Consider the following 13,653-nt stretch of genomic DNA (forward strand, 5'->3'; position numbering starts at 1 on the left):
CCTTGAACACCCTACGTATCGCCATCACCGCTTTGCTGCTGCTGACGACCAGCAGCGCGCACGCTGCAGAGAAAGTTCGTCTGCTGCTCGACTGGTTTATCAACCCGAACCACGCGGCGATTTTTGCTGCCCAGCACAGCGGCGCCTTTAAAAAAGAGGGGCTGGAGGTGGAGATGATCGCACCAGCCGATTCAGCATCCGTGCCGCTGCTGCTGGCGGCGGGGAAAGTCGATCTCGCTATCAGCTACCAGCCGCAGCTGTATACGTTGGTGGAGAAACAGGTGCCGGTGATCCGCGTCGGCACCATGGTCAACCAGCCGTTGAACACGCTGACGACGCTGTCGAGTGATATCCACTCGCTCAAGGACTTTGCCGGGAAAACCCTGGGCTACGCCGTGCCGGGCACCGAGGATGTAGCGATCCGCAATATGCTGAAATCGCAGGGCGTTGATGCCGATAAAGTGAAGCTGATTAACCTGAATATGGACGGTGAATCGGCGCTATTGACGCACAAGATTGATGGTGCGATGACCATTTTCCGCAACTATGAGCTGTTGGATCTGCAGGACAAAGGCGCCCATCCGACGGTGTTCAAGCCGGAAGATCATGGTGTGCCAGCGTACGACGAGCTGATCATTTTGGCGAACCAGAAAACAGCGGCGCAGGATAAACGTATTCCGGCGTTCCTGCGCGGTCTGGATGCCGGCGTGGCGTGGCTGCGCGCGCATCCGCAAGAGGCGTGGCAGGCGTTTATCAAGCAATATCCGGAGCTGAACACCAAACTGAATCATCAAGCGTGGCAGGCGACGCTGCCGTACTTCGCTGCGCACAGCGCAGAGTTTGATCGGGCGCGCTATCAGGCATTTGGCGAATATATGAGAGCGAATGGGGTGATTAAGGATGTGGCGCCGATGAATCGGTATTCATTGTAGTGCGATAAGGAGTGGCGCGGTAAGGTGCGCTGGGTCCCTCACCCCAGCCCTCTCCCGCGCGCGGGAGAGGGGGCCTATGGTGCTCACCATAAATATCGCCACTCCACCTAAACATTCCACTCCACCTAAACATTATTCTCTACCTAAACATCCCCTCTCCCGCTTGCGGGAGAGGGCTAGGGTGAGGGCATCCGCTCTCCAATTTCCCTTGCACACCGCTGTATTTTTGATAATGATATTTATTCTCAACTATCAAGTCATGGACAACCTGATGCGTTTCCCCGCTCTTTCTCTGCTGCTCAGCCTATTTGTTATCTGCACTAACGTCCAGGCCAACGCCAGCTGGCCGCGCACCATCGAAACACCGCAAGGCCCATTTACGTTGCAACAGCCGCCGCAGCGTATTGTTTCGACCAGCGTCACGCTGAGCGGCACCTTGCTGGCCATTAACGCGCCGCTGATCGGCTCTGGCGCCACCAGCCGCAACAGCAGCGTCGCGGATGCGCAGGGCTTCTTTACTCAGTGGAGTGAAGTGGCGAAAGCGCGTCAGGTAAAACCGCTGTATGTGTCGCAGCCGAACGCCGAAGCGATTGCTGCCGAAGCCCCGGATTTGATTGTGATGGCCGCTACCGGCGGGGATTCGGCGCTGCGTCTTTACGATCAGCTACGCACCATCGCACCGGTTTTAGTGATCGATTACGGCGATAAGAGTTGGCAGGCGCTGGCCTTGCAGCTGGGCGAGATCACCGGTCACGACGCGGATGCGCAACAGGTCATTACGGCGTTCGATCAGCGCGTTGCCGCGGTGCGCAAAAAGATTACGCTGCCGCCGCAGCCAACCTCTGCCTTGGTCTATTACGAAGATGGGCGGGGTTTAAACCTGTGGACACCGGCGTCGGCGCAGGGCGCGTTGTTAAAGGATTTAGGTTTTACCTTAGCCGCGCCGCCCGCCAGTTTCCAGGGCAGCACCAGCATGGGCAAGCGCAATGACATTATCCAGATGAGCGGGGAAAACATGGCCGATGGCATCACCGGCAACACCCTATTGCTGTTTGCCGCCGATGAAAAAACCGTGCCGCAGGTGGCGAAGAATCCGTTCCTCGCCCATTTGCCAGCGGTGCAGCAGCACGACATTTTTGCCATGGGTAACGACACTTTCCGCCTTGATTACTACAGCGCCAACAATATGCTCAGCAGCATCGAGCGGCAGTTCTCGCATTAAGCATCGGCGGTGGCCGGCTGCGGTGTCTCCGGCTGATGGTTAAGACGCGCGGTGCGCAGGCCGCGCGCCGCCAGCGACAGCAGGACCAACAGGCCCGCGGCCAGGCCGCCAAACCACAGCACGCTGCTCAGCGGCGCCAGCGCCCGTGCCAGCGCGCCTAAACCCAGCGCACCCACCGAATCGCCGGTGACATCCTGTGCCGTTCCCAGACTGTTCACGCGGCCCAGCAGCGCATCCGGCGTATGATGCTGCGTCAGCATAAACTGCAGCAGCGAGGCGATGGCGTTACTGTAGCCGTAACACACCAGCGCCAGCAGCGCGGGCAGCAAATGGCTGTAGAGACCGAGCGAGGCGATGCAGGCAAACGCCAGCAGCGCGCAGCCAATCAGCACCAGCCCCGGACGCGTTAACTGTCGCACCCAGCCGCTGGTAAACGCGCCAATCATCGCACCCAGCGGCACCGCCGAGTACATCAAACCTAATGCCGAGGCATCGGCGTGAAACGCCAGCGCCAGCGCCGGGAACAGGATACGCACCGCACCGACCATGCTCAGCAGCAATCCAACCAGCACCACCGCGCCGACCACTTTATGCTGGCAGACAAACTGCATGCCGCTCGCCAGCGCGCGCAGCGGATGCTCTGGCTCCTGCTGTTCAGGCTGCATCGTCGGTAAACGCACCAGCGGAATTAGCGTGGCGAGCGTGCCGATAGCGGCGACGGCAAAGGCCCAGCCGACGCCTGCTGCGACGATGATCATGCCGCCGAGCGCGGGTGACAGAATCGCGCCGAGGCGTACCGTCAGCATGCTGAGTGCGCCGGCTTCCGCCAGATGTTCGCGACCGACAATTAGCGGGATAACCGCCATCAGCGCGGTCATGCCGAGGGCGCCAAAGAAGCCATCCCAAAAGGCGAGGAAATAGAGCGCCAGCAGCGAAGGCGCCGGGCTGAAGGCATTCAGACTGAGCAGCACAAAGCCGATACCGCAGGTGCCGCGTGCGAACAGAATCAGCTTGCGGCGATCGTAGCGATCGGCCAGCACGCCGCCGAGCAGCAGGCCGATAAACATGCCGATGCCATCGAGCATCACCGCCACGCCCACCTGCAGCGTGGAACCGGTCATCGCCTGAATCTGCACCGGTACGCCCACTGCCAGCATGCCGAGCGCAAACACCGATAGCATGCGAGCGCAGAAAATCGCGCGGAACGATGCGTTGTTTTTCAACAAACTAAAATCTAAAAATATCGAGGGCTTAGCCATATATCTCCAACAATAAATCCCATTTGCATCACCCGTAGCGGCGCAATTCATTGCGCGTCTTTAAAAAGAGCGCGATAAATCGCGCCGCTACGGTGTGTGCCTTGTTTAACGCCCAGCTAACAGCTGATTTATCAACGGCCCCAACACTTTCAGCGAATCCGCTGAGAGAATATCGGCGTGTTCGCAATCCAGCGGGAACAGGGTGAGCTCATCCACAAACGGCGCCCAGCTGGCGCGGACATCCATATCCGGCGGCACGGTTTTTTGCGCCATAAACAGCGTGGCGCTGCCGGCATAACGCGGGGTGCGCGCTTCCGCCAGGCGCGCTACGGCGTCTTTGTAGTTGGCCACGATGGTGCTAAACATCGCCGCTTTCTCCGCCCGCAGCTGTGGATCGCGTTCGTCTTCGGTCGCGGCCATAAACTCGGCCTGCTCGCGTGCCACTTCGCGCTCCGCCTCATCGGCATCCGGCGTGCGCCAGTCCTGACCTTCTGCCGGATAGGTATCCAGCAGGCCGAGGAAGGCCACCTCTTCACCTAACGCCTGCAAACGTGCGGCGATACCTTGCGCCAGCGTGCCGCCGAGTGAATAGCCGAGCAGGAAGTAAGGCCCGCGCGGCTGCTGCTGGCGGATCGTCGCCAGATGCTGGTCGCACATCGCCTCCACGCTGTGACACGCCGCAATTACCCCGCCAGGGCGCGGCGATTGCAGGCCGACAATTGGGAAGTCGCCGTCCAGATAGTGCAGCAGGGCGCTGTACTGCCAGGCGAAACCGGATGCCGGATGGATACAGAACAGCGTGGGGCCGCTGCCTGCGCGCAGCGGCAGCCGTTCACCGTTGCCGCCGGTTTCGCTGCTGGCGTCGCCGTCGAGCAGCGCCGCCAGCTTCTCCACGCTGCGTGCCGCGATGATCTGCCCAATACTCAGCGGCGGCACATCACGACGACGCAGTTCTGCCGCCAGGCGCATTGCCAGCAGCGAATGGCCGCCGAGCGCGAAGAAATCGTCATCGGCGAACACGCTGTCGCAGCCCAGTAGCTGTTGGAACAGATCGGCCAGCAGATGTTCGTTGGCGCTGTCCGGCACTCTACCGCTGCGCGTGCTGAGCTGCGGCATCGGCAGCGCTTTGCGATCCAGCTTGCCGTTGGCGCTCAGCGGCAGATCGTCGAGCAGCAGATAGCTGACCGGTTGCATATGCGCAGGCAAACGTTCTGCCAGCTGCTGCTTCACGCGCTCAATGTCCAGCGTGGCGCCCGCATCTGCTACCAGCCAGCCCAGCAGCTGACGGTTATCGACGCCCGGTGTCGACTGCTGCGTAAGGCTGCGCGCCGCAACGACGGCCTGCGCCACGCCTGGCAGCGCGACTAACGCCTGTTCGATTTCGCCCGGCTCAATGCGCTGTCCGCGCATCTTCAGCTGATCATCGCTGCGCCCCAGATACTCCACCGCACCGTCGGCGCGCCAGCTGGCGATATCGCCGGTGCGATACATGCGTTCCCCTTCGGCAAACGGCGCGGCGACAAAGCGCTGCGCGGTGAGATCGGCACGATGCAAATAGCCATCGGCCAGTTGCACGCCGCTGAGATAGAGATCGCCTGGCACGCCAACCGGCACCGGACGCAGCAGGCTATCCAGAATATGCAGCTGCGTGTTCCACACCGGACGACCAATCGGCACGCCCGGCCCGTTCAGCCCCTCCAGCGCGCTGCCGCTGGCCGGTTGCCAGGTGACATCGACGGCGGCTTCTGTCGGGCCATACAGATTGTGCAGCGGTGCGGTAATCAGCGCCTGATAGCTGCGCGCCAAATCGCACGCCAGCGCTTCACCGCTGCAGAATACGCGACGCAGGCTCGGGCAAGCCTGGTCAGTTTGTGCCGCCAGATGGCCGACAAACGCGGCCAGCATCGAGGGCACAAAGTGCAGGGTGGTGACGTGATAGTCGTCGATCAGCTGCCACAGCGCCTGCGGATCGCGATGCGCCTCCGGCGGTGCCATCAGCAACTGCGCGCCGGTCATCAGCGGCCAGAAGAACTCCCATACCGACACATCAAAGCTGCACGGCGTTTTCTGCAACACCACATCGTCGGCGCGCAGTGGATAGCTGGCCTGCATCCAGCGCAGGCGGTTGACGATGGCGTGTTGATTCACCACCACACCTTTCGGTTTGCCGGTGGAACCCGAGGTATAAAGGACGTATGCCGGGCGCTGGGCATCCGCTGGCGGCAGGCTGTGGCGGGCCTGCGCCTGGCTGGCGGCTAAGGCATCAAACAGCATCAACGTACCAAAGCTGGCAAAGCGGCTCTCCAGCGCGGATTCGGTGATCACCACCCATGGCCGCGCATCGTCCACCATATAAGCCAGACGCTCATCGGGATAACCGATATCCAGCGGCAGATACGCCGCACCCGCTTGCAGAATGGCGGTGAGCGCGATACTAAGGCGAACCGAGCGCGGCAGCGCCACGGCAACGATATCGCCCGGCATCACGCCCGCTTCAATCAGACGATCCGCCAGTAATCTTGCCTGACGCTGCATTTCGCCGTAGCTCAGCTGATGTTCAACGTCCAGCAGCGCCAACGCGTCCGGGGTACGCGCCGCCTGCTGGGCAATCGCCTGCTGCAGGGTTTCGGTTTCCAGCTGCACGCCAGTGTTGTTGACCCAGGCAAGCAGCGATTGCTCAGCCAGCGTTTGCAGTCGCCACTGCGCCAGCGGCAGATCCGGCGTGGAGACCAGCTGCTGCAGCAGCAGTAACAGCCGCTCGGCGAGGCGTTGCGGCTCAGTGACGCAGTCGCGATACTCCATTAACAGCGTCAGCTGTTCGCCCGGCAGCACCAGCAGCGTCAGCGGATAGTGCGTGTAACCACGGTTGTGAATCGCTTCGCAGCGCACGGCAGCATGGGCATCCAGCAGCGTTTGGTTGTCCGGATAGTTCTCCACCACCAGCAGGGTATCAAACAGCGTACCCGCGCCGACCAGCTGCTGAATCTCGGCCAGACCGAGACAATCTTGCTCAATCAGTTGAATTTGCTGCGCCTGGTGATCGGCCAGCTGCTCCAGCAGTGGCCGCTGATGATCGAACCGCATGCGTACCGGCAGCGTGTTGCTGAACAGGCCAACGTGCTCATCGATGCCATCGATATGACCAAAACGACCGGATACCGGGGCACCAAACACCACATCCTGCTGGCCGCTGGCGACGGACAGCATCAGGCCCCATAAGCCCTGCATCACGCTGTTCAGGGTTAATCCGCGTGCGCGGCATAGCGCATAGAGGTCGCGCTCCAGCGTGGCATCCAGCGTAATGCGCTGCTCATGAACCGCGCTGTCGGCGGCCTGCGGATAGAGCAGCGTCGGCCGCACCTCGCGCAGACACGCCTGCCACTGCTGACGCGCTTCATCGCTGTCGCGCTGGCTGAGCTGACGCACAATATCGGCGTAACTGCTGCTGTGCGCGGGCAAGGTTTGCTGGCGCAGCGCACAAAGCAGATCGTGGAGGATCACCGGCGTTGACCAGCCATCCACCACCAGATGATGCGCATTGAGCAGCAGCGTCCAGCGCAGGCCGTCGCGATGGGCGATTAATGTGGCCTGCAGCATCATCGGCTGGTTGAACAGATCCTGCGCCAGCGCCTGATGCTCCAGCGCCAGCAGCGCCTGATCTTCGTCTTCATCAGTCAACTGATGCACCTTCAGCGGCCAGTGCAGTTCACCTGCTGGTAACAGCTGCAGCGGCTGCAGGCTGAGTTCGGCGTCGAAGCGTGCCGCCAGCTGTGGATGACGGCGCAGCACCGCGTTCAGCGCCTGCTGTACCGAGGTCACATCGATAGCGCCGCTCAGCGTTAGGCGCGTTAACGAGTTATAGCTGCCTTGCTGCGCGCTGGTTTGTGCGTGGAACAGCAGGCCTTTTTGTAACGGCAGCAGCGGCAACGCATGGCTAAAAGCGCCGTGACGCGCATACAGCTGTTGCAGCACTGCATCGTCGATGCCTGCAAGCGCGACGTCGGCGGCGACCAGCGTGTTGGCGGCCTGTTGCGGCTGCTGGTGAGCCAGCGCCATTAACGCCTGTGCGCCGCTGGCCATGGCCTGATGCAGACTTTCAATCGCTTCGGCGTTCAGCACGCCGGCGGCCCAGCTCCAGTTAAGCGCCAGCTGCGTCGCGTGAGATTGCTCCTCGACGAAGACGTTGAGTTCCAGCGCGTGCTGCAGCGGCAGCGCCTCATCCTGCAGCACCGCAAAGGTGTCGCGGAACTGCTGCGCAGTGCGCTGTGGCGACCAGTAACCGCTGCGCTGCGTGAAGCGGCCGAGGTAGTTAAATAGCACCTGCGGCGCATGTTGTGCCGCCAGCTGGGCCAGCGCCACACTACGATGCGCATCGAGCCAGCGCAGCTGACCGTAACCGATACCGCGATCCGGCACCGCGCGCAGCACCGCTTTCACCGCGCGCACGCTGTCATTGAGCGGCGCGTGTGGATTGTCTGGCAACGGCAGCAGCAGCGGGAACTCCGCCGTCAGCCAGCCGACGGTGCGCGCCAGATCCTGCTGCGCATGCAGTTCAGCGCGACCGTGCGACTCCAGCGTGACGCGTTGCAAGGCGCTGCCGTTATGCTGGCGCAGCGCAAGGGTCAGCAGCGTCAACAGTAACTCTTCGCTGGTGGCGCGATAATGGTGCGGCAGCGTGTTGAGCAGCGCATGCGTGGTGGCTGCATCCAGCAGGGTGCGTTGATGCTGTTGGCGATCGCTGAGCTGTATGGCGCGCTGTCCAATGGGCGGCAGCGGTTCAGCCAGCATCTGTTGCCAGAAGGGCATTTCGTTAGCGCGCGCTGTGAGGTTCGCCAGCAAGGACGCCGACCAATCATGCAGCGAGGTTTCCTCGGCGGGAAGAGTCAGCGGCGTGTTATTCAGCAGCGCTTCACCGGCCAGTTGCAGCTCATCCAGCAACACACGCCAGGAAACGCCATCAACGATCAGATGATGCAGCGTCAGCACTAGTGCGCAGCTGGCGCCATGTTGTTGCAGCAGCGTGGCTTTGAGTAGCGCACCGGCCGCCGGATCCAGCGCGTTAGCATCCTCGCTAAACGCCTGCTCCGCCGCGCTATCGCGATCCTCCACGGCCAAGGCGCGTACGCGGGCAGGGCGTGACGCCAGCGTTTCGCCGACCACCAGCCGATCGCCGCGCGTGAAGGCATTGAGTGCCGGATGCGCCTGCGCCAGTTGATCGATCAGCTGTTCTACCTGCGCGAGCTGTAACTGCGGCGGCACCGACAGCAGCACGCCATGCGCGAAGCGTGCGTTGATGCCCGCTTGCGCATTGAACCAATGCAGGATCGGCAATCCGCCCAGCGCGCCCTGCTGCGCCACGCGCTCGCCGCTGGTGTGCTGCGCCAGCGGCTGTAAATCACGCGCCATGCGTGCAGCGGTACGTTCAGCGAAGATTTCGCGCGGACGCAGCAGATAACCGGCGCGGCGCGCGGCGGTGCTAAGTCCCATCGCCGAAATGCTGTCACCGCCGAGCGCAAAGAAGTCATCTTCGGCACCTACGCTTTCCAACCCGAGCAGGCCCGCGATCGCCGAGCAAATCAGCTGCTCCTGCGGCGTGCTGGCGGCGCGGCCTTGGCTCTGCTGCGCCTGTTGCGGCTTCGGCAGCGCCTGACGGTCAATCTTGCCATTCACGTTAAGCGGCAACTCCGCCATCACCATCAACACCGGCGGCACCATGTAATCCGGCAGCTGAGTGGCGAGCTGCGCCAATAAACGCGCGTTGAGCGCGCTATCCGCACGTAGCGCGTCATCCTGCACCGAGCAGTAGCCAATTAAGCGATGCGTCGCGCCCATCACTTCGGCGATCACCACGGCGGTACTGACTTCCGGCAGCGCCACCAGCGCGTTCTCTACTTCACCGAGTTCGACGCGGAAGCCGCGCACTTTAATCTGGTGATCGGTACGGCCAATAAAGGCCAGCTGGCCATCCTGACGCCAGCGCATCAGGTCGCCGCTGCGATACATCACGTCGCCCGCGCGGAACGGGTTGGCAACAAAGCGTGCGCTGGTGAGATCGGGACGACGCAGATAGCCGCGCGCGATGCCGGTTCCGGCGATATACAGTTCGCCAGCACACCCGATGGGCACCTGACGCAATTGGTTATCCAGCAGATAGACTTCGCTGTTTCCCACCGGACGACCAATCACCGGCTGCGGCGAGGCCATGACATTGGCGCCGAGCGTATCGATGGTGTATTCCGACGGGCCATAATAGTTGTGGATCTCCATCTGCTGCTGTTGCTGCATCAGCTTCCACAGTGTCGGCGTCGCCGCTTCCCCGCCAATCATCACAAACGATGGGCGATGGTTGTCGGCTTCCAGCAGGCCGCTGTCGATCATCTGCGAGAAGAACGACGGCGTGATATCCAGCAAATCGACCGGCACCGCATTCATCTGCTGAATCAATCCCCAGGCATCGCGGCGCAGATCTTCGTCAAAGATATTCAGCTCGCAGCCCATCAGCATGCAGAACAGCGGTTCCCACGAGGAGTCGAAGGAGAATGACGCGGTGTGACCGGCGCGCATGCGGCGCGGGCTATTGGCGCTAAAGCGCGCAATCGCCGGGCCGAACAGGTGTTCGCGGTGCGACAGGAACAGATTGAGCAAGCCCTGATGGGTGCTCATCACGCCTTTGGGACGTCCGGTCGATCCCGAGGTGTAGATCATGTAAGCCAGATCGTCGCCGCACAGCTGGGTGACCGGCGGACAACTGGCGTGGGCGTTAAGTTGATGGTTTAGCGCTACATCATCGATGCACAGATGCGGCAGCACCGGCATCTGTGCCAGCGTGCTGGTGTGTGTCAGCAGCAGTTTAGGCTGTGCGTCATCGCACATCAGGGTTAAACGTTCGCGCGGGTAATCGAGATCGAGCGGCATATAGGCCGCGCCGCTCGCCAGCACACCAAAGATGGCCACCAGTGAATCCACCGAACGCGGAATGCCAATGGCGACTACGTCGTCAGCGCGCAGACCGCGGGCGATCAGCAGATGCGCGAGCTGCATGGCGCGATCGGCGAGCTGGCGATAGCTCAGACTATGCTCGCCGCACACCACCGCGATCTCATCGCCATGCTGCGCGGCACGTTGCAGCAGGATATCCACGATAGTGGTGGTATTGGCGGGTGGCAGGATAGTTGGGCCGCTAGACCAGCGCTGCAGATCGCGTTGCTCCTGCGGTGCCAATAATGACAGTGCACCAAGGGTGAGTGTGGGTTGTGAGGCGAGCTGACTTAACAGATGGCTGATGCGATCGGCGTGACGTTGTAGCGTTTGCCCATCGTAACGTTGCGGATTTGCCACCAGCGTCAGCTGCAGTGCGCCATCGCGGAAGCCCACTTCAAATTCCAGATCGTCAACCGGGCCCATCGCCAGCGTATGGGTGGCGGCAGGATGACCATCGAATTGCAGATCGTCGTGATAGACCTTGACGTTAATCACCGGACCATACAGCGCCTGGCTGCTGCCAACCAGACCCAAATCACGACGCAGTTGCTCCGCCTCATAGCGCTGATGGCGGCGCGCTTTGCGGATTTCACCCTGCAGCTGCTGCACCAAATCCGGCAACGTCATCTCATCGCTGACGCTAAAAATCAGCGGCAAGACGTTCACCACCGGTCCGAGCGTTGAGATTGCCGCTGAACCCATGCGACGCATAAACGGGAAGCCAATCGATAAGCGCGCACGATGGCTCATGCGTGCAAGATAAGCGACCAACAGGGCGCTGACGATATCGCCTTCGCTGCTGTCAGCGAGCTGTGGTTGTTGGCGCAGCGCTGCCAGCTGCGGCAGCGTCATCTGACAGCTGATTGGGCGCGCGCCAGCAGCGGTCACGCTTTCGCTGGAGAGCGAAAGGGTTTCCGGCAGCTCCGCTGCGTAGCTATGCCAGTGACTGGCTGAGCGAGTAAAGGCGGCAGAATCTTGCCACTGTTGATACTCCTCAATCACGCTGGTGAAGGGGGTAAACGGCGTGGGCGCTGGCATTTCACCGGCACACACGGCGGCGTAGATCGCCGCGACGCGCTGGGTCAGCGCTTCAAAGCTGAAACCATCCACCAGCAAATGGTGATAACGCTGATACCACAGCCAGCTGCCGTCGCCGATGCGCAGTAGCGCGTGGCGATAGAGCGGTTTGTCGCCGTCGGCAGGCAGCTCAGCGGCGAGATCCGCCTGCATTAGCTTGTGTGCCTGGCTGCTGGCGTCGGCGCGCTGGCTGAAATCGTGCCATTCCGGTGCGATGGGTGCTTGTGCATTGAACCACTGCGCTGGATTGCCCTCATCGTCGAGACCAAAGCGCGCCTGCACGGTATCCGCTTCGGCCATCGCCTGACGAATAGCGCTATCCAGCGCGGCGCGGTTGATGTTGCCGTGCAATACGCTGTAGTGCGCCACGGTAAATTGATTGCGCTGCGGCGCAATGCTGTCAGCAATCCAGATGCCGGGCTGCGCCGCCACCAAAGGATAGGCCGCAGAGGGAGGTTGTTTGTACGTTGCCAAAGGACAATTCCTGTCTGATTCCCGTCATCCTTCAGGCTGCAGCGGCGTTGGCTGCAACCCGAAGGATGATGGGAATAAATTAATTAAATGATTAAAAGTGAAAATCAGGCTGCGGTAGACGACGTCTGTTGCGTCGCTGGTCGCATGTCGTGCCAGTTGGCTTCAATAAACGCGATGGCGGCGGCACGCGTTAGCGGCCCTGCCACGTTATGCCAACCCGCCGGTACCGGGGCAAACGCTGGCCACAGGCTGTATTGCTGGCGCGCGTTGAGCAGCACCAGAAAATCCAGCGCATCGTTATCAAACGGATTTTGTTGTTCAGACATGATGAGTACCTTCAGAGGGTGAGGTTGGGGAAAGAAAATCGGCCAGCAGCCAGCGGCAGCCGTCGATCAAACCGCCACGCCAGCACAGCGCATCGTGCCCTCCGGCGTAGCGGCGAAAATGTAATTCATGGCCTGCAGCCTGAAGCACCGGGGCGATCTGCTGGTTGACGTACACCATGTCGGCCTCGCGATCGCCCACTTCCTGAAAGATCTTCAGCTTGCCCGGCGGCAGCGTGCCTTGCTGCAGACGCTGTAGCAGCAGGCCAGGCGCGTGATGCTCGCGGTTGGCGTAATCGCGGATGTACTGCAGATTGGGCCACCAGAAGGAGCCGGATTGGGTCAGAACGCGGCCAAAGCGCTGCGGCCAGTGCAAACCGGCATAGAGCGCGGCCAGTCCGCCGTAACTTTGCCCAGCCACCAGCGTGCGATTGGCGTCGCTGCTGAACGCGGCGTGCTGGCGCGCCAGCGGTAGGAGTTCCTGCTGCACTGCTTGCCAGAAGGTGGCGTTGCACGGCAATTCAGCTTCGCGATGCTGACTGTCGATGACATCGATAAACAGCCAGCAGGTCGGCGGCAGTTCGCCATCCGCGGTGACCTGATCCAGCGCGCTGAAAATCGGTTGGCCATACACCCAGTTTTGTCCGTCGAGCAGAATCGCCAGCGGACGCTGTTCAGGCCGATCGGTTTGCCCGGTGCTGTACAGCCAGACGTTGCGCGTCACGTTGAGCAACTCGCTGTGCCACTGCAAGGTTTGCAGCGCATCAGGCCAGGTTTCAGCCAGTCCGGCATCCAGCGCGCGCCATGCGGATTGATCCGGCGCATCCGGCATATGTGCGTTGCTCAGGGCAAAGCGTCGGCTGCTGAGAAACGGCGGCGTGGGGTTGAGTTTGTCGGGAATCGCCAGCGGCATCAGCGAAATCCACCATTTGCGCTGCAGCGCGCGACACGCCTCTTCGTCGCCACAAAACAGCGGTGGCAACTGCTGCGCGGTGGCGGGGATCAGGCTGTAACTGCCGCGCCAGTCTGACTCAATATGCGTCGACCAATGCCAGACGTCGCTGTCGCCCACCCGCAGCAAACTTTCCGGTGCTTCGCTGTGGTGATCGGTAACGCCGTTAATATCGACATACACCCGTTGCGTGGATGAAAGTGCGGAGTGGCCTTCGGGATCGCGCCAGAAGAAGTGCATGGTGGTTTGGCCGGTGTCGTCACGCTCCACCAGCGGCGTTCCGGCGGCGTAAAGCCGCTGCCACCAGCCATCTTCACCCACATCTGCCTGCTGCAACCATTGCGCAACTGTCCCGGCGGGCAACCACTCATCTGTCATTTTATCTGCGCTAGCTAGAAACATCCTGCAATCCATCTCCACATTTTGTTCATGA

At 61.5% G+C, this 13,653-nt stretch carries 6 protein-coding genes; 2 read left to right on the forward strand and 4 right to left on the reverse strand.

The genetic code is table 11. The features are described 5' to 3' along the window. Positions 1 to 2: 2 nt before the first annotated feature. Together WH298_RS23225 and fepB are read left to right on the forward strand one after the other, a co-directional pair. Positions 3 to 932, forward strand: a complete 930-nt coding sequence (locus WH298_RS23225) for an ABC transporter substrate-binding protein (RefSeq protein ID WP_180824225.1) — start codon at positions 3 to 5, stop codon at positions 930 to 932. 271 nt (positions 933 to 1,203) lie between these two features. Beyond that, positions 1,204 to 2,154 (forward strand): Fe2+-enterobactin ABC transporter substrate-binding protein, encoded by a 951-nt coding sequence (fepB, locus tag WH298_RS23230; protein ID WP_238344515.1) that lies wholly within the window; start codon positions 1,204 to 1,206, stop codon positions 2,152 to 2,154. Here the strand turns inward: fepB and entS are convergent. From entS to fes, 4 genes are all read right to left on the reverse strand, one after another. Beyond that, entirely contained in the window at positions 2,151 to 3,413 is a 1,263-nt protein-coding gene (gene entS / locus WH298_RS23235; protein ID WP_180824227.1) for an enterobactin transporter EntS, read from the reverse strand. The genes fepB and entS overlap by 4 nt on opposite strands. A gap of 105 nt (positions 3,414 to 3,518) precedes the next feature. Beyond that, complete coding sequence (locus WH298_RS23240; protein ID WP_180824228.1) at positions 3,519 to 11,945, reverse strand: amino acid adenylation domain-containing protein; 8,427 nt, start codon at positions 11,943 to 11,945, stop codon at positions 3,519 to 3,521. Positions 11,946 to 12,049: 104 nt separating this feature from the next. Next, positions 12,050 to 12,271, reverse strand: a complete 222-nt coding sequence (locus WH298_RS23245; RefSeq protein ID WP_049851145.1) for an MbtH family protein — start codon at positions 12,269 to 12,271, stop codon at positions 12,050 to 12,052. Further along, positions 12,264 to 13,622: an enterochelin esterase gene (fes, locus tag WH298_RS23250; protein ID WP_180824229.1), complete on the reverse strand. Its 1,359-nt coding sequence runs from the start codon at positions 13,620 to 13,622 to the stop codon at positions 12,264 to 12,266. The genes WH298_RS23245 and fes overlap by 8 nt, the downstream gene beginning before the upstream one ends. Positions 13,623 to 13,653 lie beyond the last annotated feature (31 nt).

The sequence above is a fragment of the Pantoea nemavictus genome, from assembly GCF_037479095.1.
GTDB classification, from domain to species: Bacteria; Pseudomonadota; Gammaproteobacteria; order Enterobacterales; family Enterobacteriaceae; genus Pantoea; species Pantoea nemavictus.

Coding starts and splice junctions, on each gene's coding strand:
- WH298_RS23245 (WP_049851145.1), bottom strand. CDS start 12,271: ATGTCTGAACAACAAAATCCGTTTGATAACGATGCGCTGGATTTTCTG.
- entS (WP_180824227.1), bottom strand. CDS start 3,413: ATGGCTAAGCCCTCGATATTTTTAGATTTTAGTTTGTTGAAAAACAAC.
- fes (WP_180824229.1), bottom strand. CDS start 13,622: ATGTTTCTAGCTAGCGCAGATAAAATGACAGATGAGTGGTTGCCCGCC.
- fepB (WP_238344515.1), top strand. CDS start 1,204: ATGCGTTTCCCCGCTCTTTCTCTGCTGCTCAGCCTATTTGTTATCTGC.